General features: G+C 32.1%; 24 protein-coding genes. 4 read left to right on the forward strand and 20 right to left on the reverse strand.

Annotation, left to right across the window (positions count from 1 at the left end):
* Nucleotides 1-300 precede the first annotated feature (300 nt).
* The 9 genes from BN4220_RS05750 to BN4220_RS05795 all read right to left on the reverse strand — a co-directional run bounded on the left by BN4220_RS05750 (nt 301) and on the right by BN4220_RS05795 (nt 8,432).
* Nucleotides 301-573, reverse strand: a complete 273-nt coding sequence (locus BN4220_RS05750; protein ID WP_082812147.1) for a MutS-related protein — start codon at nt 571-573, stop codon at nt 301-303.
* A gap of 25 nt (nt 574-598) precedes the next feature.
* Nucleotides 599-1,441, reverse strand: coding sequence for a dTDP-4-dehydrorhamnose reductase (gene rfbD, locus BN4220_RS05755; RefSeq protein ID WP_066714617.1), 843 nt, complete (start codon nt 1,439-1,441; stop codon nt 599-601).
* Between the two features lie 229 nt (nt 1,442-1,670).
* A complete protein-coding gene (gene rfbC, locus BN4220_RS05760; RefSeq protein ID WP_066714619.1) occupies nt 1,671-2,231 on the reverse strand; it encodes a dTDP-4-dehydrorhamnose 3,5-epimerase in 561 nt (186 codons plus the stop codon).
* Between the two features lie 17 nt (nt 2,232-2,248).
* The gene (rfbA, locus tag BN4220_RS05765; protein WP_066714621.1) at nt 2,249-3,127 is read right to left on the reverse strand and encodes a glucose-1-phosphate thymidylyltransferase RfbA; all 879 of its coding nucleotides are present in this window, start codon (nt 3,125-3,127) and stop codon (nt 2,249-2,251) included.
* 166 nt (nt 3,128-3,293) lie between these two features.
* Nucleotides 3,294-4,790, reverse strand: a complete 1,497-nt coding sequence (gene araA, locus BN4220_RS05775; RefSeq protein WP_066714625.1) for an L-arabinose isomerase — start codon at nt 4,788-4,790, stop codon at nt 3,294-3,296.
* A gap of 268 nt (nt 4,791-5,058) precedes the next feature.
* Nucleotides 5,059-5,763 carry a DUF434 domain-containing protein gene (locus BN4220_RS05780; RefSeq protein WP_066714627.1) on the reverse strand — a complete coding sequence of 235 codons (705 nt, stop codon included), beginning with the start codon at nt 5,761-5,763 and terminating at the stop codon, nt 5,059-5,061.
* 89 nt (nt 5,764-5,852) lie between these two features.
* Nucleotides 5,853-6,647, reverse strand: a complete 795-nt coding sequence (locus BN4220_RS05785; RefSeq protein ID WP_066714629.1) for an ABC transporter permease — start codon at nt 6,645-6,647, stop codon at nt 5,853-5,855.
* Nucleotides 6,631-7,257, reverse strand: coding sequence for an ABC transporter permease (locus BN4220_RS05790; RefSeq protein ID WP_242867744.1), 627 nt, complete (start codon nt 7,255-7,257; stop codon nt 6,631-6,633). Before BN4220_RS05790 ends, BN4220_RS05785 begins: the two co-directional genes overlap by 17 nt.
* Nucleotides 7,258-7,418: 161 nt before the next feature.
* Nucleotides 7,419-8,432, reverse strand: a complete 1,014-nt coding sequence (locus BN4220_RS05795; protein WP_066714632.1) for an ABC transporter ATP-binding protein — start codon at nt 8,430-8,432, stop codon at nt 7,419-7,421.
* A 558-nt stretch (nt 8,433-8,990) separates the two neighbouring features.
* On the opposite strand from BN4220_RS05795, the gene BN4220_RS05800 reads away from it, so the two are divergent.
* Nucleotides 8,991-10,955: a GGDEF domain-containing protein gene (locus BN4220_RS05800; RefSeq protein ID WP_066714634.1), complete on the forward strand. Its 1,965-nt coding sequence runs from the start codon at nt 8,991-8,993 to the stop codon at nt 10,953-10,955.
* Nucleotides 10,956-11,197: 242 nt separating this feature from the next.
* Here BN4220_RS05800 and BN4220_RS05805 read toward each other — a convergent pair whose 3' ends face one another.
* The 11 genes from BN4220_RS05805 to BN4220_RS05855 all read right to left on the reverse strand — a co-directional run bounded on the left by BN4220_RS05805 (nt 11,198) and on the right by BN4220_RS05855 (nt 23,230).
* Nucleotides 11,198-12,058, reverse strand: coding sequence for an NAD(P)-dependent oxidoreductase (locus tag BN4220_RS05805; RefSeq protein ID WP_066714635.1), 861 nt, complete (start codon nt 12,056-12,058; stop codon nt 11,198-11,200).
* 148 nt (nt 12,059-12,206) lie between these two features.
* Nucleotides 12,207-12,512 (reverse strand): hypothetical protein, encoded by a 306-nt coding sequence (locus BN4220_RS05810; RefSeq protein ID WP_066714638.1) that lies wholly within the window; start codon nt 12,510-12,512, stop codon nt 12,207-12,209.
* A 194-nt stretch (nt 12,513-12,706) separates the two neighbouring features.
* On the reverse strand, nt 12,707-14,167 hold the full coding sequence (locus BN4220_RS05815) for an amidase family protein (protein WP_066714639.1): 1,461 nt from the start codon (nt 14,165-14,167) through the stop codon (nt 12,707-12,709).
* A 74-nt stretch (nt 14,168-14,241) separates the two neighbouring features.
* A complete protein-coding gene (locus BN4220_RS05820; protein WP_242867745.1) occupies nt 14,242-15,030 on the reverse strand; it encodes an adenylyltransferase in 789 nt (262 codons plus the stop codon).
* A gap of 33 nt (nt 15,031-15,063) precedes the next feature.
* Complete coding sequence (locus BN4220_RS05825) at nt 15,064-15,318, reverse strand: hypothetical protein (RefSeq protein WP_066714641.1); 255 nt, start codon at nt 15,316-15,318, stop codon at nt 15,064-15,066.
* Nucleotides 15,319-15,640: 322 nt separating this feature from the next.
* Entirely contained in the window at nt 15,641-18,010 is a 2,370-nt protein-coding gene (locus BN4220_RS05830) for a YhgE/Pip domain-containing protein (RefSeq protein ID WP_066714642.1), read from the reverse strand.
* Nucleotides 17,967-18,521, reverse strand: coding sequence for an Rrf2 family transcriptional regulator (locus BN4220_RS05835; RefSeq protein WP_066714643.1), 555 nt, complete (start codon nt 18,519-18,521; stop codon nt 17,967-17,969). Before BN4220_RS05835 ends, BN4220_RS05830 begins: the two co-directional genes overlap by 44 nt.
* A gap of 319 nt (nt 18,522-18,840) precedes the next feature.
* Entirely contained in the window at nt 18,841-19,464 is a 624-nt protein-coding gene (locus BN4220_RS05840; RefSeq protein WP_066714645.1) for a hypothetical protein, read from the reverse strand.
* 145 nt (nt 19,465-19,609) lie between these two features.
* Nucleotides 19,610-20,506 carry a diguanylate cyclase gene (locus tag BN4220_RS05845; RefSeq protein WP_066714647.1) on the reverse strand — a complete coding sequence of 299 codons (897 nt, stop codon included), beginning with the start codon at nt 20,504-20,506 and terminating at the stop codon, nt 19,610-19,612.
* Between the two features lie 2 nt (nt 20,507-20,508).
* Entirely contained in the window at nt 20,509-20,880 is a 372-nt protein-coding gene (locus BN4220_RS05850; protein ID WP_066714650.1) for a response regulator, read from the reverse strand.
* A complete protein-coding gene (locus BN4220_RS05855; RefSeq protein WP_082812151.1) occupies nt 20,873-23,230 on the reverse strand; it encodes a response regulator in 2,358 nt (785 codons plus the stop codon). The genes BN4220_RS05850 and BN4220_RS05855 overlap by 8 nt, the downstream gene beginning before the upstream one ends.
* A 312-nt stretch (nt 23,231-23,542) precedes the next feature.
* Between BN4220_RS05855 and BN4220_RS05860 the strand changes: the two genes are divergently transcribed.
* From BN4220_RS05860 to BN4220_RS05870, 3 genes are read left to right on the forward strand one after another with little or no spacing between them, the layout of a single operon-like run.
* On the forward strand, nt 23,543-23,743 hold the full coding sequence (locus tag BN4220_RS05860) for a cold-shock protein (RefSeq protein WP_066714654.1): 201 nt from the start codon (nt 23,543-23,545) through the stop codon (nt 23,741-23,743).
* A 57-nt stretch (nt 23,744-23,800) separates the two neighbouring features.
* The gene (locus BN4220_RS05865) at nt 23,801-24,001 is read left to right on the forward strand and encodes a cold-shock protein (RefSeq protein WP_066714656.1); all 201 of its coding nucleotides are present in this window, start codon (nt 23,801-23,803) and stop codon (nt 23,999-24,001) included.
* Nucleotides 24,002-24,058: 57 nt separating this feature from the next.
* The gene (locus tag BN4220_RS05870; protein ID WP_066714656.1) at nt 24,059-24,259 is read left to right on the forward strand and encodes a cold-shock protein; all 201 of its coding nucleotides are present in this window, start codon (nt 24,059-24,061) and stop codon (nt 24,257-24,259) included.
* The last annotated feature ends 111 nt before the right edge of the window (nt 24,260-24,370 follow it).

Consider the following 24,370-nt stretch of genomic DNA (forward strand, 5'->3'; position numbering starts at 1 on the left):
TATATGTTTTTATTAATTTATGTAACTAAAAAAAGCTCTGTAAAAAATTTCACAGTGCCTTTTTTATAATCGAAATATATCTTATAAAAAAATGTTCTTCTATAAGATAAATATAATTTTATAACAAAATACTATTCTATAAGATAAACATTATCTTATAAACAAAATGCTATTCTAAAAGATAAATATTATCTTATAAACAAAATGTTGTTTTTTAACTAAAAATAATATTATAAAATATTTTTTAAATCGTAATATATTTTATAACCGAATAATTATTTATCGTTCTTTTAACTTATTTTAAACTGCAGCCACAAAACTCTTTTTCGCATCCTCAATGATTTCTTGCGGAAAATCAACATATTGCAAGAGTCGAATCGCATTCTTTGTGTAACTAACACCCTCATGTATTTTATAGTCAAAACTAATATCTTTTTCATCTATTTGCTCTCTAAAATGAAACGTATCGTATGTTTCATTTAACATTTGTAATAATTGAATATCATGAGAGGCCACAATTGCAATACAGTTCTTTTGAAGTAAGTACCTTAATATCGCAGCAGATGCAGCAATAGGACTTAAAGAATGTACCTATCAATTATTTTAACTCCTCTAAATATCGTGCAAGTGCATCTTTCCAATCTGGTAGTTTATAGAATCCATTCTCAACCAACTTTTCTTTCGATAGTCTAGAATTCTTAGGTCTTGCTGCTTTTGTTGGATATTCCTCTGTTGTTATATGATTTACCTTCGTATCATATCCAGCAAGTCGAAATATTTCTTCTGTAAACTCTGCCCAAGAGCAAATTCCTTCATTTGTTACATGGTAAGTACCATATTTTTCAGTCATAATCATATCACAAAGAAGTGGTGCGATATCCGCAGTATAAGATGGAGATCCATATTGATCTGCAACAACATTTATTACATCTCGCTCCTTGCCTAAGCGAAGCATCGTTTTCACAAAGTTACTTCCATTCACACCAAATATCCATGTAACGCGTGCAATAAAATATTTATCAAGGATTGATTTTACAAGCTCTTCCCCTTGTAGTTTTGTTTTGCCATACACACTTAATGGTCCGGTTGCGTCATCCACTTCATAAAATGCTTCTCCTGTACCTGGAAATACATAATCTGTGCTAATATACACCATTTTTGCATCTATTTCTTTACAAACAGTTGCTATATTTTTTGTTCCAATTACATTTACCTTTTCGCAAAGTTCTTGTTCATCCTCTGCACGATCAACTGCTGTATATGCTGCACAATGAATCACTACATCTGCCTTACTATTCACAATAAACTCTCTTGTTTTTTCAAGATCTGTAATATCAAACTCTTCTCTACCAGCACCTATATTTTCAATATTTCTACTATTTAATGACTTGATTACATCATAACCTAATTGACCCTTTACTCCTGTTACTAAAACCTTCATAGATTTCTTGCCTTTCTTTCCATCATAACTCTCTTTTATATCTTTATCTTTATTTTTATCTTTATTTTTATCTTTATTTCTATCTTTATTTCTATCTTACTTTTATTTTTCTAGTATTAAAATGCATCTCCATAAGAAAAGAACTGTCGTAAAGTTTTATTCATATGTATCCATATGTTTTTAACGACAGTTCCATTAATATTTTATCTATTTGCAATAATCTTTACGATTATATCTCCTTATATTTGAAGTCTACATCACTTTCAGCTAATGTAGGCGCTTTCGCATCTTTTTCAGAAAGAATTGGATTTTCAATTCCCCACATTACTGAAATATCTTTATCATTCCAAGCAATGGATCGATCGGATTGAGGAGCATAATAATTATCTGTCTTATACATAAACTCAACATCATCCGTTAAGGTTAAGAAACCATGGGCAAATCCTCTAGGTATTAATAATTGTCTTTTATTTTCTGCAGATAACTCAACTGCCACCCACTTTTTATAAGTTGGAGAACCAACTCTTAAATCAACTGCAACATCAAGCACTGCTCCTCTTGCACAACGAACGAGTTTCGCTTGAGAATCATTTCCCTTTTGAAAATGCAATCCACGAAGCGTTCCTTTTTGTGCAGAAAAGGAGTGATTATCTTGTACAAAATTATAAAAAAGTCCTGCTTCTTCCATTTTTGCTTGTGACCAAGATTCAAAAAACCAACCTCTGTGATCTCCGAAAACTTGAGGCTCTATTATGTAGACATCTTCTACATCTGTTTTAATTACGTTCATTTTACCACCATTTCCTTTCAGTATATTATTTTGCCATCTGCTACTTGTTTTAAGTGTGCTCCATACGCGGACTTTCCATACAAAGTTGCAGACTCCATTAGTTTTTCTTTTGTTATCCACCCATTTTTAAATGCAATTTCTTCAATTGCTGCTATTTTAATTCCTTGACGATTTTCAAGAACTTTTACAAATTCGGTGGACTCCGCTAATGCGTCAATTGTTCCAGTATCAAGCCAAGCATATCCCCTACCAAGTGTAATAACATCAAGAGAACCATCTTCCAGATACATTTTATTTAAATCTGTAATCTCAAGTTCTCCGCGGTGGGAAGGTTTTACCTTCTTTGCAAAATCACACACACGATTGTCATAGAAATACAATCCAGTGACACAGTAATTGGATTTTGGATTCTTTGGCTTCTCTTCAAGAGAAATAACTTTACCATTGTCATCAAATTCAACGATTCCAAAACGCTCTGGATCATCTACATAATATCCAAACACAGTAGCGCCATGCTCTTTTGCTGCTGCTTTTTTAAGATGATTCGTAAGTCCATTTCCATAAAATATATTATCCCCAAGAACCATTGCACAGGAGTCTCCTGCAATGAACTCTTCCCCAATAATAAAAGCTTGGGCTAGTCCATCCGGAGAAGGTTGCTCTGCATAACTTAGCTTAATTCCATAATTTGAACCATCTCCTAATAACTTTTTGAAGTTTGGCAAATCATGAGGCGTAGATATAATTAAAATATCTTGAATCCCCGCAAGCATCAGCGTTGACAGCGGATAGTATATCATAGGTTTATCGTAAACTGGTAATAACTGCTTTGATGTAACCATAGTAAGTGGATACAGTCTAGTTCCAGAACCACCTGCTAAAATTATTCCCTTCATTTAGCTACCTGTACCTTTCCAATATTCTTCATTAAAACCAATTATATTATAAATTGCCCATTTTAACAAGATTACATATTTATTTTTCCCAAATACTGGTCTTAAAAATACCTCATAAACAGAAATTATTACTTCTCTGTCTATGAGGTATCTATTTTTATCTCTATTATTTATAGAAAACTGAATTCCAACGCAATTCATTTCTAAAGTTGCGAATTGTAGTATCCTTATCAATAATAACGGATTCGATTCCCATCGCTGCTGCCCAATCGCTCATCTGCTCAGCTGTAATATCATAGGAAAACGCTGTATGATGTGCGCCACCAGCATAAATCCAAGCTTCAGCACCCGTTGAAAGATTTGGCTCAGGTCTCCAAAATGCAGTCGCTACTGGAAGTTTTGGCATTGGAATATCTTGAGGTAAGCACTCAACTTCATTAATGATCAAGCGGAAACGTGTTCCAAGGTCAATAAGTGATGTTGCGATACCTCTACCTGTCTTAGAAGTAAATACCAATCTTGCAGGATCTTCTCTATCTCCCATGGACAATGGGCAAACCTTAATTGAAGGTTTTTGATCTGCAATGGATGGGCAAACTTCAAGCATATGTGCCTGTAAAATGCCTTCTTTGCCAGGTACTAAATTGTAAGTATAATCTTCCATAAATGAAGTACCTTTTGCATCCTTTTTATTCGCAGTCATTAATTTCATTAAGCGAACCATAGCAGCGGTCTTCCAATCTCCTTCGCCACCAAAGCCATAGCCTTTTTCCATTAATCTTTGAATTGCAAGGCCAGGTAGTTGCTGTAAACCAGATAACATCTGGAAGTTCGTAACGATTGCATGATAATCATGTTCTACTAAAAACTTTTCAAAACCGATTTCAATTCCAGCTTGCACAGCTACATGCTTTTTAAACTCATTGGCATCTCTGCCTTCTAATAAAATATCGTATTTGCTGTAATATTCATCTACTAAAGCATCAATATCACCTTTGGAAACCGCCTGCACATATTCTGCGATATCGGTTACATTATACGCATCAATTTCCCAACCAAACTTAATGTGAGCCTCTACCTTATCACCTTCGGTAACTGCAACATTTCTCATGTTATCTCCGATTCGAAGAACTCTGATATGGCTGCTTTCCATAATACCAATCGCCGTTGTCATCCAGCTAGCAATTCTTTCTTGAACGTTTTTATCATCCCAATAACCTGCAATAACTTTACGTTCAATATCCATTCTTGAAAAAATATGTCCGTATTCTCTATCTCCATGGGCAGATTGATTTAAATTCATAAAATCCATATCAATACTGTCATATGGGATTTCTTGATTAAATTGTGTATGTAAATGTAATAAAGGTTTTCTAAATTCTTTTAAACCTAAAATCCAGGATTTCGCTGGTGAAAATGTATGCATCCAAGTGATTACACCTGCACATTCTTCATCCGCATTTGCATCATTAAAGGTTTTACGTATACTTACGTTATCAATTAGTGTTGGTTTTAAAACTACTTCATATGGTAAATTTCCTGATTTATTTAAACCTTCCACAATAATTCTTGAATGGTCAGCAACAACTTCTAGGCAATCTGCACCGTAAAGATCTTGAGAACCCGTAGCAAACCAAAACTTATAATTTTTACCCGTCTTCATTATATTCCTCCTATTCATTTAAAAGTGATGAAAGATAAATAAAAAATTATATCAGTATTTACTGAAATAATTAAATTACTGTTATTTCTCTTTCAATCACAGTGAATTATGTTCCTATACTATAGTTATAATCCATTTTTTAGGTAAGTTCAATCCAATTATATAGTGAAGTAATTGAAACTTTTCACTTAATAATTAACTTTTTCATTTTACACTAAACTTTTGCATCTTTTTAATATATAGTAATAAATATCTGAACGAATACCTTTTATTTTAAATTAACAAAACGGGCTTCTTTTATATTTTGTTCTATAATAATAGGAAGAATATTAAACCAACTGATGCACTTATTTAAAATAATAGCATCACTTGTTATCACCTTTGCTTCTTTTTCAAGGATCACATCTGCATTCGCAACAAGATTTACTTCCACTTTATATGGATAACTTGAAAGTACTTCTAATATTCTAGATTTTAACCTTCCAGAATTAGAAACTGGTGAATCTAAATAAAAAACTACTTTTTTTACTCCTTGCTCTTTTAGTTGATCACCAATTAATTTGATTGCTAAGTCTGTTTTTTCAATCATTCGATAAGTCCCTCGAAGACCTGCTAAATCTCTAAATGTTCCATCCATACATAAAATAAGAGTTGATGCTGACAACGCAACTTCTAGGGTAATTATGAGATTAAAACCGTCAATCAATACCGTTTCACCTTGTAAATTTGTTATCTCTTTTTCTTTTCTAGAATCTAACATCTCCTTCGTAGCTGTTGCACGCACGAGTGCTAGTCGCTGCCGTTCTGATAACATATAATGATTACCGACGAAAGTGGAGGCACTTTTAATTGGATAATTTCGTTCCATTAAAAACAGTAAATCATATTGCGCCTGTTTTAATTTCATATAACTACCTTGAGCAAAAAATTCTTTTTCATCCTCTAAAACGAAGCCTCTTCTTACATCTTTCATACCCATTCTCCTATATGTTTTCTTTTCTATCACTTATTTTCGCAGTTAATTCATATCATTTTTATACTGCGAAGTTTAAGTAACTTATTTTATACCCTAGCACTCATTAAATTACTGGATGAATATCTTTTCAATCCACGATAAAAAATAATCCATGCAAATAATGATATCCCAAAAGCAAACAACGTTATAATAAATAAATACTTAAATTGAAATTTTAAAATTACTTGTAATGGCATATAAACAGTTAATCCTACTGGTATTAGGGTATACAAAATAATCTTTACTACTCCTCTAAAAATACCCTCTGGATAGGTTGAAAAATTAATCATTGCTTCATTTAAATTATTTGCAAGAATATCACCTTTAACAATCCAAAAAGATAAGCTTCCTACAATAACAGCAAACGCCGTAAGAATAATTGCACCCGTTATTGTAAAATACGTAAACAATAAAATTTTGCCAGGACTACGGTGAAACAATAAAATAATAATATACCCATACAATAAATCCCCGATTGCTGGTGCACTTGTTGCGGATGTGATTACACTTAGAATAACACTTTTGGGTTGGACTAAAAAAGCATCTAACTTACCATGAATAATTAAATCGGAAAGCTGATATGCTCTTAGAAAAAAGATATGAGATAACCCATAAGTACTTGCTGCCAAGGCCCACATTGCTAGCACATCATTTATCTGGTAACCTCCAATATTACTCTTAAGACTAAATAGTACCAACCAAAGTATAATAAAACTTGCATTATTTAAGATCATAAAAGTAATATTTGTAAGGAAGGTGACACGGTTTGTCATCTCCCGCATTACATTATATTTAACGGATAAAAATATTATTTTAATTTGATTTCTAGCCTCCATTAACATTGAGCTTTTTCACTCCCTTCTGAAAAAATACAGATAACAGTAAAACTGTGCAGCCTATATAAATCCCTTGTGCAAATAAGACATTAACAAACTTATCCATACTAAAATCTATAATTAATTTAGCTGGCCCATAATTTATTACATAGATCGGCGAACATTTTATAAGTGGCTGTAAAAATGTAGGAAACATTTCAACTGGAAATATTGTTCCAACCACCAAAATCAACTTATCGTAAATCCAATGAAATGGAGCGGCATCTTCAATCCAAAAGGAAAAATTGCTTATCAGCATACGTATGATAGAATTAATCACCATTCCAAGAAAAAATACAATTACTATGTATGGCAAATGAATCAATTGAAAATTAGGTAGTTTTCCAACAATTGATATTCCTAATAAGATTCCCACACCAAGATAAATGCCTAATCGTATGGTTACTTCACCAAAGTGCTTCGCAATCATAAAATAGAGGTAATTATACGGTTTATTCAATCCGTAGGCAATTCCACCACTTTTAATATCCTCACTTATTTGCCACTTTAAGGTTCGATTATTATTACCAAACCACATAATCTCAGTTAAAATGATATACCATACCATTTGGACCATGGTGTATCCTTCAATTACTTCACTTGAATCAGAATACATATATCTCCATAGGTATAAAAAAACGAAAATAATAAGTAAATAAGTTAATACTCCCATCAAAAGATTCATCAAATATTGAACACTCTCTATTACAGTAGTCTTATAAATATAAAGGTATTTTCTCAAGTGGACTCCTTTCTTCCAATACAATTAGACTTTTCTTTATAAATTTCAGTAATGATATTTTCTAATGGAATATTCGAGATATTAATATCCAATAGATTATCAGTATCTAAGTGCTTTATGACCTCACTAATACTTGTAAGTTCTGTATCTATTTCAAGTTTACTACTTCCATTCTTACTTTTTAAAACAGTTATGCCTTTCGTATTAGAAAAATTCACTTCTTCTTTTGTTTTAATTTCAACAATTTTTTTATTAAGATAGTGATATTTTAAATTTTCCATCGAATCATCAAGAACGATCTTGCCATGGTTTATTATGATGATTCTCTTACACAATTTTTCAATATCCCCTATATCATGACTTGTTAAAAATATTGTAGTTTTTAGCTCTTTATTCATTTTTTTAATTAAGGAACGAATATTTTCTTTCACCACTGGATCAAGCCCTATGGTAGGTTCATCAAGAAACAAAATCTTAGGTTTATGTATTAAAGCCGCTACGATTTCACAACGTATTCTTTGGCCTAAAGATAGGTTACGAACTGGTGTATTTATAAATTCATGAAGTTCAAATACTTCTTTTAATTCTGCAATTCTCTCTTCAATTTCTTCGTTTTTCAAATCATAAACCGCACCGAAAAATTTAAAATTATCGTAAGGCGTTAAATGTGTCCAAAGCTGCTCTTTCTGGCCAAATACAGTTCCAATATGATATGCTAACTTTTTTCTTTTTTTGCTAGGATTCATATTTGAAACTAGCGCCTCCCCTTGATCCGGATATAAAATCCCAGTTAACATTTTAATCGTTGTGCTCTTCCCCGCACCATTTGGTCCAATAAAAGCAAGGATTTCACCTTCTAAAACATCAAAGCTTATATCATCTACTGCAGAAATACGTTTGTATTTCGGTTGAAAAATATTACTTAGACTACCTCGCAATCCTTTCTCTTTTTCTTTAACGAGAAATGATTTTCTTAAATTACTTACTTTAATAATCGATGCTGTTTCCATTTCGTTCTCCTCCTTCTTTAATTTGTAACCAGTTGCATGATTCTTAAAAAAAGATAAAAAAATGCCGCATTCTGTTTGTAATAAAGTTACAGGATTGAATGCGGCGAATTAAGAATCAAATCATATTGTTTCATCAAAACCGCATAACTACAAAAGACACCCTTTGTAACTATGCGTTTCATAGCTACGTCAATGTCTTATAATTAGTAGATATAGGTTTTGGACGAATACAGTTAGAATCATTTTTTTCATACCTTTCAGATAATTTCATCTTTTTTAATTCTGAATATTTCTAACAGGGATATCATTACATTATTTGGATGTCAAGTGAAATGTATAAATTTAACATGAAATTACCAATTTCTAATCTAAATTTTATGCGAAATATAGGATTTAAATTCAAATTGTAGCATTTTTTATACATTGTGGTATAATTTTCATACTGAACAAGTTTAGCGAGTTAAAGTTGAAATATATATAATTTTTAATGAAATTAAATGTATAATCCTCTCCTTAAAATTGTTTAGATAAGTTTATTGTGTTTCAAAAGGAGTTCTTATGAAAAAAATAATATTTAAAAAAATTCGCAATATATTTGCGATTTTATCACTAATTTTATTTGTTATTTTTACAGGAATAATATACTTTATTGAAAATAATAAAATGCATAATGACCTCAACAGCATGATGGAGCAAGTAGAACAGCTATATTATAAGAGTTTAACTGATGCTCAAAAAACAAAAGAGCTATTAAAAAGTGACTTTCTAAATAGAGCTTATGCGATAGATTTTATGCTAGAGGATTATCCAATTGAAAACTGTACACAATCTACTTTGAACGAAATTAAGCGAATAATGGAAGTAGATGAAATTCATATCATTGATGGCACTGGGACAATCACTTTAAGTAGTGATGATGAGTATGTAGGATTAAATTTTATAAATTATGAGACTACACGTAGATTCTGGAGACTATTTAAAAATGATAATATATGGGAGTATGTAATCGAATGGAATGGTCTAAGTATAAAAGATCAACAAACTAAATCTTATATAGGTATAAGATCAAATTCTGATAATTACTCCGTAATTCAAATCGGTATAAACGCTAATAAGTTAAACAATTTCTTAAAAGATACTTCGATACATTCCGCGGTAGAAAAAACCGTCACCTTAAAAACTAACGCAATTTTTATTGTTGATGAAAGCAGCGGAGAGTTAGAAGCAATCACGAAAAACAATGAGCAGACAATTGAGTTTGAGGATGTTTCTGATCAGAAAGAGTTTGTTAATGAATTAAAAAAATATTCAAAAATATCACATGCACAAATTAATGGTACAACAAAATATCTAGTAACAAAAGTGATAAATGGTAAAATATTAGGTGCTTACACAGAGGCTAGTGTTGTTTACCTTGCGATATTAAAATCCATCATATTTGCATTTGTTGGTATTTGCATCGTATTATTCTCCATGATGGCAATTATACAATATTGCCTTAAGAAGTATGTTATAGGCGACTTAGTTACTATAGAATCCGATATTCAAAAGCTTATGATTGGAAACTATAACGTTGATTTTAATGTGGTGCATAATACAGAGTTTAGAAAACTTGCCCAAATGCTAAATGATTGGAGAGATAGTTATAAGAATAAATCCATGAGAATGAGTAGAATCATATCATCCATTGACAATCAAATTGCTGTTTTTGAATGTATTTCTCCGATTAAGCAAAACTTCTTTTCAAATAACATACAAGTTATTTTAGGAATTAATGATGAGTTATGGGATAAGGTTAAAAGAACTCCTAGTACCTTTAAGAGCTACATCAAAAGTTTAAGCCTTCTTGCGGATAGTAATAACAATAATGTTATAAAAATAAATGATAATAAATATATCAATATTATATCCTTTGAGCAAAGTGAAGCTTTTTATGGAAGAATAACTGATATAACCTCAGAAGTAACAAGCAAACTTAAAATGCAAGAAGAACTTTTAGGAATACAAGAAAAATCCGAAACAGATAGTTTAACAAAATTACTAAACAGAAATGGATTGGAAAAGTGTGTTAAAGAATCCTTTGAGCAAAATCCAAAGGATGGTGTGCTGATCATATTTGACTTAGATAATTTTAAACGAGTAAATGATTCAGAAGGTCATCCAATCGGAGATCTTGTTCTTCAAAATTTTGCGAAATGCCTTAAACATTCTTTTAGAAATGATGATATTATTGCGAGAATTGGCGGCGATGAATTTGTAGTTTTCTTAAAGACTAATATTCCTGCTAATACTCTAATTACAAAATTGGAAGATTTATTAAAAGTAGTTCGTCTCGAATTAAGTAAGTATTACAAGCTCTATGAACTTTCAACAAGTATTGGTGTTGCCTATATGGACGAACATGTAGATGGATATGAAGACCTTTATAAATGTGCAGATGTTGGATTATATATTGCAAAACAATCAGGAAAAGACCAATACTACATAAATGAGCAACACTTACGTAACATGAAAACTAATTAACCTGGCTGTAGCAACATTGTGATAAAAGAAGATTTCTAGATTCATAAAATTTATTCATTATTAAAACTTGAAACACTATAAATATCAATAATAAGCTAAAATCCTATGAAGAAAGAGAATTTTCTCTTATTTCATAGGATTTTTTAGCTGTAGTGGTGCACTGTTCTTTTCATGACACTCTTCTTTTTATTGCACTGTTATTTTTAGTATTCTGTCTTTTTTATTGCACCTTTCATCTTACCTTATTCGTAAAATTTACAAAGTGCCTGCGTACCTAAATCTCCTAATCCCGCTTCTTCTAAGGTACAATACATATCAAGCACCTGCTTTAATACTCCAAGGTCAAGAGAAGTTGTCTCAGCTTCTTCTTTCGCAATTTTTAAATCCTTTATCATATGTTTTATATAAAATCCAGGATCAAAATCTTCTTTTAACATTCTAGGTGCGTTATTTGTCATTTGCCAGCTACCTGCTGCTCCCTTGCTAATACTATCTAGCATTGTTTGAATATCAAGACCAGTTCTTTTTGCATAAGCCATCGCTTCGCATACGCCCGCGATTGTTCCGGCAATTGCTATCTGATTGGCCATTTTAGTATGTTGTCCATTCCCTGGCTTACCTTCATAAACAATTGTAGTTCCCATGGCTGAAAAAATCTCCTGGCATGCGATAAAGTCCTCTTCCTCTCCACCTACCATGATTGATAAGGTGCCATTCATAGCTCCAACATCACCACCAGAAACTGGCGCATCCAAAGCTCTTAGCCCTTTTTCTTTGGCTTCTTCATATATTCTAACCGATAATTTGGGACTTGTCGTAGTCATATCAATTAAGTATGCTCCAGCTTTTGCATTATTTAAAATACCTGCTTCACCGAAATATACTTCCTCCACATCCTTTGGATAACCTACAATGGTTATAATTGCATCTTTATCACGTGCACATTCTGCGATACTCTCACACCAAATAGCACCTTTATTAATTACATCTTCAACTTTTTCTTTATTTCTAGCATAGATACTTACTTCAAATCCATGTTTCATTAAATTATAAACCATAGACTTTCCCATAACACCTACGCCAATAAAACCTAACTTTTTCATATTTACCTCCTAAGATTTCAAATAAGGGCATTGCTATCCAGAAAATTTCTACAGTATTCGCACTCCGTAACCTTCCCTTTGATAACCTTATTTTTTCCGCCACAGCTAGTGCATGCAACAACGATTTCTTCTGGCTTTGATTCGTTACTCATATTGTATTGTATAAATACATTAGAGCGAGCTTTTGGAAATGCAACACATCTTTCATTATTAACATATACCCATTTTCATTTGATGTATTTGTAGAATCCGTTGAAAATATTATAGCATAAACTATGGCTATAAATATATATATGATTCCCGTATTTCTTAATCCCTTGCCTTCATTTAATAAATCATATTCATTACCCACCAATCTTTTATGCAGATAATAAAGCCCAAGTGGTGGCAAAAACAACATACAAATTATTATTTTTGGCACTGAATGTAATTCATTCTTTTGTTCATTATTCATCTTAAGCGTCCTCCCCTAACCTATCCCCTATTTATTCGTTAATCCTACCTTATTATACCTATTTTTGTATTTATTGTAAATATAATAAACTTTTTTACAAATTTATAAATTATAACTAAAAATATCAAAAAAGGAAGTTAAGAGTAATTCATCTCAAACTTCCTGTCTTTCATTATATTAAAGAATAGACTGTATTAATATTTCAATACTCTTGCAATCCTTCTCCCAATATAAAGCGCTGTAAAATCATCAAAAGCTGTAAGACATAAACCATATGGCTTATTGATTGGAATTTCAGGCGCTTTATAATGCTCTTTTGTAAAAGGCAGCGCAACGACTGGATATCCCACATAATGTGGCGTCGTATTTGAACGAAATAGTATTGCATTGTATTGTTTCCATTCTATATTTAAGCGTTTTCTTAAATCCTCACGCTCTTTTAGTGCTTGTCTATATTTTTCCTCATCTAGGCATCCACTTGTATTCATTTCAGCGTCTTCTAAATAAATTTGTCCATACTTTAATGCTTGCTTTGCATGTACATGATTAAATTCTATAATATCCTTCAAACATTTAATTGGAAAAGAGCTTGGTAATGATGCTAAATAACGATTCATTGCATACTTAAATTCATATCTCATAATCGTTCTATTAGATTCTGTGATTGGAATTGTAATTTCTGTTATAGTTGCTCCAGCCTCCCTTAAAGCACCAATAAGTGCATCACTTTGCCTTTTATCATTTTCCGATAATTTTTCATTTCCCAGCATGTTAACAGCAAAATGCATGTCTTTTAAAGAATCGTTAATGGGCTCTTTCATAACTCGCTGAAAAATGCCTGGATTCTTACTATCACTATCATATCCACTGCGAAGGCAATCATATATTAACGCTGCATCCTCTATTGTCCTTACCATTGGTCCTACAGTATCTAACGTGAAACTAATTGGTATAATCCCTTCTAGCGAAACTTTCCCAAAAGGTGGTCGAAAGCCAACAATGTCTGCCTGTAACGACGGTGCAATGATAGAATTGCTTGTATCCGTTCCAATGGAGGCCGCACAAAATCCTGCAGACACAGCCACGGCTGAACCAGTACTTGAACCATAAGGGTCTACTTCTTTGCCAAATGCTGATTTTACTTGTCCACCTCTAGCGCTATAGCCTCCTGGCATATTTTTTGTTGTATAATTTGCTAGTTCTGTTAAATTTGTTTTTCCAAGTATAATTGCGCCATTCTCTTTTAAATATTTTACAATTTTAGCATCTCGCTTCGTTTTTAGCTCTGCCAAAGATAATGCCCCTGCAGTTGTATGCAAATTTCCATCTGTCTCTATGTTATCTTTTAGTAAAATAGGAATACCATAAAGGGGCTTATCTCTATCATATTTTAAATCCTCTTGCATTTGCACTGCAATCCTTCGTGCATCTTCATTAATCTGCGCAACACTATTTAGTCCATCTTTTCCGGTATCATATTTCTGAATCCTAAAAAGATAGGCTTCCACTAATTCAGGTATAGAAATTTTTTTATTTATTAACATCTCCCGTAAAGTAAGAACAGAGAAACCTGCGATTCCTTGTTCTTTTCGATTCGTTAGTTTATTTTTATTAATTAATTCATCCGATGAGGTTCTATTGGAACCATAATTCATGTAATCTTCCTCCAGCACTGACATTTAAATTTAGTCTGCCAATTGTCGCAAAAAATATTCCATCGTAAGTTCTGCTATTCGCTCTGGATAAATAACATTTTTAGTGAAACATGCCTCTTTCGCATCTTGCAAAATAAAGGCATGCATCGTTTCATCGTAAGTTCAATATTATTAAAATCTGCTGTTGTAAAATATGAAAGTAAATGCTGTTGCTTTTCTTTTGGTACACAATACTTTACTTTTGTCTCCCATGCACCATAATCAAGAGTATCGTATTGAGAAAGGAGTAAATCCACATGAGCATGAAATATTACATCCATATTTTTAAGCAATTTAAACATGTCTTTTCGTTTAAAATACTTTATTAACATCTCCGCATGAAACCAATAAGTATCCATTGCTCTTACCAAGTCTGGTAACTGGTTATCGGTCCGTAATCCTTGGTCTAGTAAAGCCCCTACTTCTCCAGTACGATCAAATATAATATGTTCCCTTGTACACCCTTTTAAATGTTGTCTGCACATCCATTCCAAAGGATAATTCTGATTTAAAACAAAGAAATCGAACTGATGTAGATTTTCACCAAGCTTCATTACACTACAGTAATTCTTAAAATACTTATCATTAAAACTTTCCGCCCAAAATATTAATAAATCGTCACAAGCGTTTCTAAGTATATTTGGAACATCGGCAGAAAACTCTTCAAAATACTTATCTTCAACTAAAAATACTGGATCATAGTCTGAGTAGCTATCTTGCATATTTCTACTAATTGAACCGTAGTGCCATCCACCTTTGCATCTAGCATCTTCTTTTAACTGATTTACTACAATTTCGAATGCCTGGACCAAGTCTTGATGCATAGAATCTCCTCTCATATGGACAAACTATAAAAACTATTTATTGATTACATATTTCGCTCTCTCATAATCTTTCTTATGTACATAAATTATATATTCATATGCTTTTTCCATATTCTGTCCTAACGTCCCAGTTCTTGCTCTTTCACTCATAAATGGGGATGAACTATTTCTATTTATAACTTTCGTTATATATTTAATGTTCTCAGCTTTTAAGGCATTTCTTATTTCTGCTTGTTCCTTCATTGAAAATGTAATACATAATTCTTTACGATTAAATATTGTAATCATTATTGTCCTCCTATTTTATCTCTATGAGAATAATTGCTTAGTTTCAGAAGTTTATTGTTGTATTAATTTTCCACCTTTATCCATGTTATGTCAATATATATTATTTAGTTTTATAACTGGCTATTTGCTATATATACCTTTATTTCCTATTATTAAAAAAAGACGTGTACCACAGGGAAATCCCCGAATAGTACACGTCTTATTTGCTTACCTAAGTATTTTAGAATTCATTTAATATAGATTGTTCATAAACATATTTGGTTACACAATTTCTGTGTATCCATATTTCATCTTCGTTTATTACTACATACTATGATATGTTTTAGTTTGTTTCTGCATAATCATAATTTGTATCAAATAACTTTTGATTGTCATCTAACTGAGAGATTCCAGCTTTGTGATGTTTCACAATAATATCCATTGCAAGTAATAGTAAGGCAATTGATACAACAGCGATTCCAATTAAGACACCCATATTATTAATAAATGTACTTGTTCCAAGTCCACCACTAATTGCCTGTCTGAAACCATTAATAGCATAGCTCATTGGTAAAAATGGATGAATCACATTGAAGAACTTAGCTGTTAACTGCATTGGGAATGTTCCGCCTGAACCTGCTAATTGTAATACAAGTAATATCATCGCAACAAAACGTCCTGGGTTATCAAATGCCATTGCTAATACCATGATTAAGAACATAAATGCATATGCAGTTACAAGTGCCATAACAAAGTATTGTAAAAGGTTATTCGTTGTTATTCCAAGCAATAACATGATTCCTGTTTCAAGGAGTGCCATTGCTGTCGCAGCAACAAACCCTACTGATAACTTACTTAACCACCATTGTACACTTGATTTACCTTCCATAGCAACTTTTCTAATTGGATAGATGAAATTAAAGATCATACATCCAACATAAAGTGATAAGGATAATACATATGGTGCAAGTGCATGACCATAATTAGGCACATCACTATATTTTATCTGAGTTATGGTATCAGGGGCAGCAATCATATCAATAGAAGCGTCAGAGATTTCTATTGAACCTACTTTAGAGCTTCCCTCTGTTAAACCAGTATTTAATTCACTAGCACCAGCAGCTAAATCTGTTAATCCCTGATCTAATTGATTGGAACCATCCGCTAACTTTGTAGCACCATCATGAATTTGAGTTGCTCCATCTGCTAACTGTGTAACACCTGCTTTTAATGTAGCATTATTGGCAGTAAGTTTATCTAATCCACTCATTAAAGAGTTCGTACCACCTGCTAAAGAAGTCACTGCTTGTGTAAGTTTTGGTGAATTTGCATTTAACTTATTTAAACCAATTGTTAACTGTGCAACTCCACTCGTATATGTTTTAACTCCCGTTTGCAATGTTTTTGCACCATCGCTTAATTCTTGTAATTTGCTCATTAATTGAGGTGCTGTAGTTGATATACCACTTAATTGATCTGAAATCGCTTGTGTTCCATTCACTAAAGCTGGGGTTTGCTTTGCTAGTGAGTTTAATCCACCGTCAATTTGATTCACAGCGTTTCCAACCGTTGTATATCCATCAATTAATTGAGATGCTTTTTCAAGAACAGCTGCCTGTTGTTCTTTTGACATTGCATTAAATACATCTTTATTTAACATTTGCTTTAATGCGCTAATACTATCTGAATCAGGAATACCAGCCGCTAATTGAGAGGTTGCCCCTTTTAGCTGATTGATTGCATTATCCGCAGCAGACATACCTTCTGCAAGTTTTTTTACACTGCCACTATTTTTACTAAGACTCTCTAATGTACTACCAAGTTGTTCTGGAATCATTTGAACTCCTTCTACCACCTGATTGAGACCCTCATTAATTGCAGCAGAGTTCTTATTTAATTGATTTGCTCCAGTAGCAGCTGTTTTTACACCTGATGTATATTCATTCATTCCGCTCTCAAATTGGTTTAAACCAGAATTTAACTCAGATGCCCCAGCTTTTACTGCATCAACACCATCAATATATTGGCTAAGTCCAAGACTTAAAGTATTCGTTCCATCACTAAAAGTAAGGCTTGCATCCGCAAGTTTTGCTAGGTTGGTTGAAATTTCCTTGTTTCCGTCTTTTACTTTATCAATACCATCTTTTAATTGAGCGGAACCATCTGCTGCCGCAGTAAATCCACCACTAACATTGGTTAACTGATCAAAAATTGCGCTAGCATATGCCTTTGTTACTTGTTCAGATACTTCACTTTTTAACTCTTTAACGGCCTGCTCGCCAATTACTTCACCTAAGTAGTTCAAAGAACCATTGGTTTCATATTCTATGTTCATTTTTTCTGGATTATCAGACAACACAGTTGCTGCATTCGCAGAGAAATTTTCAGGTAATGTTATTACCATGTAGTATTCCTTGTTCTCTAATCCCTTTTTTGCATCTTCTGCACTTACAAAATGCCATTCTAGTAAATCATTTTCTTTTAATTGATCAATGACCTGCGCTCCAACCGATAATGTCTGGCCTTCAAAATCCACTGACTTATCTTCGTTTACTACAGCAATTGGTAAATGCTGTGTCATTCCATATGGATCCCACATGGATTTTAGAAAAAAGGAAGCGTACAACATTGGAATAAAACAAATGACCACAAAGGAAAGTAATAATATTTTATTTTTCCTTATCTTCTTCCATTCTGTCTTGATCATTTCCATAAATATTTTTCATCACCTTTCTAATCAATAACTCCCGTCGTTCCTCAGAATGATTCCAATTGATAGGCAGGATTTTTTTATTACCCAGTGCTTCCTGAAGGAGTTGATGTACTGTTTTGCTACGTAAAGCTTCTCTCCACAATACATCTGCTTGGGCAAAAGCATTTCTTAACACAACTGTTCCTTGATTTGCTATTGCCTGATTATCCGCAAATACTTCATCAATTAATCCTGTATCTGGATAGGTCTCAATTGGTCCTTCCAACGCTTCGACAATTTGAAGTAGATTAATTTCTGAAGAATCACGTGCTAAAGAAAAACCTCCGTTGTTACCAGAAACCGATTGTACTAAATTAGCAACCACAAGTTTTCTGATAATTTTCTTTGTATAAGTTAAAGAACCTTTCAGCCTCTTATGAATCTCGAAGGAAGCCACTGGAATACTCGGATCCTGTGTTGCTAATAAAGCAATAATGCAAATAGCTTGCTCGATACCTCTGGTTAATTTCATCTTCTCATCTCCTTTGACGATATCTTTTATCCATTATGGACATTTCGTATCCACGTTGAGATAATACTCCTTTCTTTTTTTCTTGTCAAGTACGAAAATATATTTTTTTGACCATCATAGTATATGCGTGTTTTTAAAAATTGTTGTGCATTTCCAAACTAATTTTATTAAAATAGGCTCTATTATTAATAAAATTGTAATGACAATACAAAGTTTTCACCAAACATAAAGTTTTATACTTGGAGTAATCATCTCCGCTATAACTAAAAAAGGACAGCCACACATACATTATCGTATTGTAACTGCCCTCTTTTTTAAACTATTCATCTGGATATATAACTTTATGTTCAAAAGATTGAAAGTTCATTGTAACATAAGCCTCACCATTCGATAGATTATTTTGAGAAACTCCTTCTAAAATAAGATAATTACCCTCATCATCAATCCATCTAATTCTATTGCCAGTATCATTTACATTCTTTGTAATATCAGATGATATACATTCTGAAAGATACTTTTCCAACTCATTATATATCGTTAAAGCTTCATCATAGGAATCACATTTAAAATAATAATCGAAGCTCATTAACTCATCTTTTATGTTAAACAATAAACGTATCACCTCTGTTGAAATATCCAATTCGTCAATGTAAATTTGCTTCTTCGGCATTAATCTTTCGATTACTTTAATCCCCTCACCAGGTTCAACATCATAAGTTGTATCCAACTCTCCTATTACCTTTTTTGCCTCTTCAGGATTGATCGTCCAAGGAAGATCTCGTAGCTCAACTTTTGTAGTCATTGTAAAATAATTTTTATCAATGTGTTTATATTTCGAATTTTTTCTTCCAATAATTAAATATCCAGCAGCTACTAAAACACAAATCAATATCGCAAATAGAATAAAAAATCTCATTTGTTTTTTACTAAATGATTTTAACATGAATACCGCCACCTCTCCTTTATCTTCAAAATTTCACCATTACTTAAAGAATTAATATAATAACATTCTATCACGAATGGAAATATTTGTGTGATAAAAAGAGAATCTTAATATAAACTTAAGCTTTAATTAACCAAAGAAAGACCTATCCAATAATACCTTTTTCAACTCTATTTCTTCCGTTTTGCTTCGCTTTATAAAGTGCTTCATCGGATTTCTTAATCATATCATAACCACTAATGGTATCCTTTGCTGATTTACAGTAAAATCCCATACTAACTGTTACTTGAATCAACGCATCACCTACATAAAATTTATGATTTTGTATTTTATTTCGAACCAACTCACACCATTTATAAGTTTCGTCTTCGTTTAGTTTTGTTATCACGATACTAAATTCTTCGCCGCCATATCTACCAACATAATCACTACCTCCAATAGAAGTACTTAGAATCATGGCTAATTCCTTTAACACGAGATCTCCAATGGTATGCCCATAGCTATCATTTATTTTTTTAAAATGATCAATATCCAGCATAACAAATGATAAGTTTTCCCCACTGATTTCTTGCTTTTTAATTTCTTTCTCAAATAACTGAATTAAAAGTGCATGATTATAAATTCCTGTTAAACCATCTCTACTCGCCTCATCTTTTAATTTATCCTGACTTTGTTTCGTACGTAATACAGAATGAATTCGAGCGATTACCTCAACATCATCAAATGGTTTTTTAATATAATCAGCTGCGCCCATTTCAAATGCAACTTTTAAATCATTTCCATCTGTTTTAGCAGTAACCATGATTACTGGAATATCCATAACTTCTTCATCACTTTTTAATAACTGGCAAACTTCAAATCCATCCATTCCTGGCATCATAATGTCAAGTAAAATTACATCAGGTTTTAAGTTTTTAGCCATCTCTAGTACCGGAAATCCACTATCCGCTGTGTATACTGTGTATTGTTCATCCTCTAAAATATCTTGCAGCAATCTTATATTTAACTTATTATCATCTACAACCAGTATCTTTATATCCATATTTATTTAACACCTAACCATTTATTTATTTTTTCTGTAAATACATCGTCATCGATTGGTTTTGAAATATAATCATCAAAGGTTTCTTTAAATAGTGCTTCCTCATTTGACATAGCATGTGCAGTAGCAACTATAAATGGAACCTCATTATATTTCATATTTCGTTTTATTTCTTTTGTTACATCAATACCATTCATATCTGGCAAGGATACATCCATAATAACCAAGTCAAAATCATTATCATTGGCTAATTGTATTGCTCCTTTTCCAGTTGCTGATATACTTAACTCAATTCCAATGTCCATGTCCATTAGTAATTGATCTATTAATCTGGAATTGTGACCATTGTCTTCTACTAGTAGAACTCTATTCATTTGCAAGATGCTCCTTAATTCTCTTCATTAATTTATCCATAACCACATCCATCATTACGGAAGACTTCTGAATTACTGCGCTAGTCCTTTTATGCAATTCGTCTTTCTCTTTATTGGTTAATTCCTTTGACGTTACTACAATAACAGGTGTATCCTTTATTTTCTCTTTCTTTCTTATTTCTTCTAATACAGTAAAACCATCTTTTTTTGGCATCATGATATCCAAAATTAATAAGTCTGGTTTTTTATCCATCATTTGATTTAAAACATCCTGTCCATTTCTAGCACATCGATAAGGAAGTCCTTCTTCTCTTAAAAACTGTCCTATCAAATTCAAAAAATTCTCATCATCATCTGCAACAAGAATATCTAATCCACTTTTTTTTGTAATCGTCCTAACTATAGTATCAAAAAGTTCTTCTTGAGTCACTGGCTTTATTAGATATTCATCTGCTTTCATACGATACGCAAGTTTCTTTTCACTTAATACCGATGCCATAATAACTGGGATTTTCCTTGTTTCCTTCGTGTTTTTAAGTTCAGATAATATCTCCCAGCCATCTTTATCCGGTAACATTATATCTAATAAAATAACATCTGGATCTATATTTATAATTTCTTTTACTATATCTTCACTACCATTTAAAGCAACTGCTTCAAACTCATATTCATTTAAATATTGCTTATATAACTTCTGAACATTAGAATCATCATCAATACAAACTACTTTCTTCTTATAATGTGATGCTGGCTCATTTTCTAATAATTTAACTTCTTGGTTTATTTCTAAATCCATAGGAAGGTATACCGTAAAGCAACTTCCAACGCCTAGTTCACTTTCTACAAATATTTTACCGCCAAGCATTTCAACGAATTTCTTAGTAATAGAAAGACCAAGGCCTGTACCTCCAACCTTTCTTGTATAGGTCCCATCCACCTGGCGGAATTCATCAAATATGTTATTAATATTCTCTTTTGATATACCAAGTCCCTCGTCTTTTACTTTTAAGCAATAAAAGTCATCGCTGATATCTACTGAAACAGTAATTGTTCCTTTTTCTGAATACTTAAATGCATTACTTACAATATTAATAAGTATTTGTTTTACCTTTATTCTATCACTTACAATTGGAATCGTTTCTAACTCTTGAAAATCCTGCCTATATGTAATATTCTTTCCCTCTGACAAAGTCCTTGTCATAGTATAGACCTCATCCAATACCGATAAGAGGTCGAACTTTTCCACGTGAAGCTCCATTTTACCTGCTTCTATTTTTGAGTAGTCAAGTAAACTATTAATTAATTCTAATAAATGATAGGCTTCACTTAATACAATCTTTAAATTTTCTTGTTGTATTTGTGGTAGACTATCACCACTCTTTTTTATAACCCGATTTGTAAATCCAATAATTGAGTTTAGAGGTGTTCGAAGTTCATGAGACATGTTGGCTAAAAATTGGCTTTTTAATTTATTCGCTTCATTTACATTTGCCATTTGAATTTTTAGTTCTTGATTTTTATTATATAACTCATATTCTCTTATTTGAATCGCAGCTTGCATACGATTGAAATGTTTGATTAATACATTAAGCTCTTTATCAGCTTTTAAATTAATTAACTCTTTATAGTTTTGTTCTTCAATATTTTCTGACGCTTTTATAAGCATTTTAACAGGTTTTGATACCGATAAGGAGGTAAATAAAGCGATTATTGTAGAAGTAATTACCGTTAGAAATCCTCCAACGATTATAACAAACTCTGTTCTTAACTCTGCTGTTTTCAGTTCATTATAACGCAGATCTAAGATTTGTTCTTCTTCTCCAATGATTTCTGCAATCATCTCGCGCGCCATGTCCATCTCATCTTTGCCACGATCAGTTTGCACAAGCTTGATTACATCATCCATTTCTAGAGTTCCATCTAAAACTGCTCTACGTCCTTCAATGATTTTTGTAGTCTCCCATTCAAACCAGCTTTCGTATTGTTTTTGCAAATTATTCAAACGCACTTGCTGTAAGGAATTGTCCGCTGTTAATTCTTTTACCTCATTAAAATGTTCCAAAAACTCTTCTTTTCCTTGATTAAATGGCTCTAGAAACTCTTCTTTCCCTGTGATTGCATAACCTCTTGCTCCCGTTTCCATATTAAGCATACTATTTAAAATGGAAGTAGCCTCATCAATTATTACATATGACTTTAAATTTAATTCCACAGTTTCCGTTTGATTCTCATAATTAATATATGTATAGCCTAAAATACATATCATTAAAGATATGACGATACCAAATCCCAAATATAACTTATGACTAAGCTTAAGTTTATTTACAATTTTCATTTTGTTTATTAGCATGATATATTTAGACCATGCACTCCTTCATATTCAATGTGTGAAACAATCATATATTAATATACTTTCAGAATAAATGCTATACTTATTAAAAATAAAGTAGGTAATTAGTCCCTTTTTTTTATAAAATATTAATTCTTTCAAAAACATGTTGACAAGCTAAAAAAACTGTAGTACAATAGCAATTGTATTACTGATGTATTAATGGATTCACATATTTTTAGAGATTATATGTATGCGTCACTATATATAATTTGTAAAAATATGTGATTTTTTTTATACTTTAAAGTAAAAGTAAAAATTAGGAGGTACCACATGAATAAAGGTACAGTAAAATGGTTTAACTCAGAAAAAGGATTTGGTTTTATTACTACAGATAACGGAAATGATGTATTTGTTCACTTCTCTGCTATCCAAGGAGACGGTTTTAAAACATTAGAAGAAGGTCAACCTGTAAGCTTTGATATTGAAAAAGGTAACAGAGGCGATCAAGCTACTAACGTAGTAAGACTATAATCGATTATTTAAATCAGATATCTAAAAAATAATAATATAATAAATAGGAGGTACCCCATGAATAAAGGTACAGTAAAGTGGTTTAATGCAGAAAAAGGTTTTGGTTTTATTACAACAGATAACGGAAATGACGTATTCGTTCATTTTTCAGCTATCCAAGGCGATGGTTTCAAGTCTCTAGAAGAAGGTCAATCCGTAAGCTTTGACATTGAAAAAGGTAACAGAGGCGATCAAGCTACTAACGTAGTAAGATTATAATCAATAACTAAATACGAATATATAAAAAATAATAACATAAAAAATAGGAGGTACCCCATGAATAAAGGTACAGTAAAATGGTTTAATGCAGAAAAAGGTTTTGGTTTTATTACAACAGATAACGGAAATGACGTATTCGTTCATTTTTCAGCTATCCAAGGCGATGGTTTCAAGTCTTTAGAAGAAGGTCAATCCGTAAGCTTTGATATTGAAAAAGGTAACAGAGGCGATCAAGCTACTAACGTAGTAAGATTATAATTACTTATTTTTAAATATAGGTAGTGAATATGAACCCCCGGAGAATTTCTCTTGGGGGTTTTTTATGTCCTTTATCAATAGTAAGCATTTGTACTCACCAATACATTCACA

Origin of the sequence: Clostridium sp. Marseille-P299 (genome assembly GCF_900078195.1) — a bacterium.
In the GTDB taxonomy this organism is placed as follows: domain Bacteria; phylum Bacillota; class Clostridia; order Lachnospirales; family Lachnospiraceae; genus Lachnoclostridium.

What these genes read in the sequence shown, in the direction of transcription:
- BN4220_RS05800 (WP_066714634.1), top strand. Translation starts at nt 8,991, where the DNA reads ATGAAAAAAATAATATTTAAAAAAATTCGCAATATATTTGCGATTTTA.
- BN4220_RS05795 (WP_066714632.1), bottom strand. Translation starts at nt 8,432, where the DNA reads ATGGAAACAGCATCGATTATTAAAGTAAGTAATTTAAGAAAATCATTT.
- araA (WP_066714625.1), bottom strand. Translation starts at nt 4,790, where the DNA reads ATGAAGACGGGTAAAAATTATAAGTTTTGGTTTGCTACGGGTTCTCAA.
- BN4220_RS05840 (WP_066714645.1), bottom strand. Translation starts at nt 19,464, where the DNA reads ATGTTAAAATCATTTAGTAAAAAACAAATGAGATTTTTTATTCTATTT.
- BN4220_RS05830 (WP_066714642.1), bottom strand. Translation starts at nt 18,010, where the DNA reads ATGGAAATGATCAAGACAGAATGGAAGAAGATAAGGAAAAATAAAATA.
- BN4220_RS05820 (WP_242867745.1), bottom strand. Translation starts at nt 15,030, where the DNA reads ATGCATCAAGACTTGGTCCAGGCATTCGAAATTGTAGTAAATCAGTTA.
- BN4220_RS05815 (WP_066714639.1), bottom strand. Translation starts at nt 14,167, where the DNA reads ATGAATTATGGTTCCAATAGAACCTCATCGGATGAATTAATTAATAAA.
- BN4220_RS05870 (WP_066714656.1), top strand. Translation starts at nt 24,059, where the DNA reads ATGAATAAAGGTACAGTAAAATGGTTTAATGCAGAAAAAGGTTTTGGT.
- rfbA (WP_066714621.1), bottom strand. Translation starts at nt 3,127, where the DNA reads ATGAAGGGAATAATTTTAGCAGGTGGTTCTGGAACTAGACTGTATCCA.
- rfbC (WP_066714619.1), bottom strand. Translation starts at nt 2,231, where the DNA reads ATGAACGTAATTAAAACAGATGTAGAAGATGTCTACATAATAGAGCCT.
- BN4220_RS05825 (WP_066714641.1), bottom strand. Translation starts at nt 15,318, where the DNA reads ATGATTACAATATTTAATCGTAAAGAATTATGTATTACATTTTCAATG.
- BN4220_RS05845 (WP_066714647.1), bottom strand. Translation starts at nt 20,506, where the DNA reads ATGGATATAAAGATACTGGTTGTAGATGATAATAAGTTAAATATAAGA.
- BN4220_RS05790 (WP_242867744.1), bottom strand. Translation starts at nt 7,257, where the DNA reads ATGGTCCAAATGGTATGGTATATCATTTTAACTGAGATTATGTGGTTT.
- BN4220_RS05805 (WP_066714635.1), bottom strand. Translation starts at nt 12,058, where the DNA reads ATGAAAAAGTTAGGTTTTATTGGCGTAGGTGTTATGGGAAAGTCTATG.
- BN4220_RS05865 (WP_066714656.1), top strand. Translation starts at nt 23,801, where the DNA reads ATGAATAAAGGTACAGTAAAGTGGTTTAATGCAGAAAAAGGTTTTGGT.
- BN4220_RS05785 (WP_066714629.1), bottom strand. Translation starts at nt 6,647, where the DNA reads ATGTTAATGGAGGCTAGAAATCAAATTAAAATAATATTTTTATCCGTT.
- BN4220_RS05855 (WP_082812151.1), bottom strand. Translation starts at nt 23,230, where the DNA reads ATGCTAATAAACAAAATGAAAATTGTAAATAAACTTAAGCTTAGTCAT.
- BN4220_RS05810 (WP_066714638.1), bottom strand. Translation starts at nt 12,512, where the DNA reads ATGAATAATGAACAAAAGAATGAATTACATTCAGTGCCAAAAATAATA.
- rfbD (WP_066714617.1), bottom strand. Translation starts at nt 1,441, where the DNA reads ATGAAGGTTTTAGTAACAGGAGTAAAGGGTCAATTAGGTTATGATGTA.
- BN4220_RS05850 (WP_066714650.1), bottom strand. Translation starts at nt 20,880, where the DNA reads ATGAATAGAGTTCTACTAGTAGAAGACAATGGTCACAATTCCAGATTA.
- BN4220_RS05835 (WP_066714643.1), bottom strand. Translation starts at nt 18,521, where the DNA reads ATGAAATTAACCAGAGGTATCGAGCAAGCTATTTGCATTATTGCTTTA.
- BN4220_RS05860 (WP_066714654.1), top strand. Translation starts at nt 23,543, where the DNA reads ATGAATAAAGGTACAGTAAAATGGTTTAACTCAGAAAAAGGATTTGGT.
- BN4220_RS05780 (WP_066714627.1), bottom strand. Translation starts at nt 5,763, where the DNA reads ATGAAAGATGTAAGAAGAGGCTTCGTTTTAGAGGATGAAAAAGAATTT.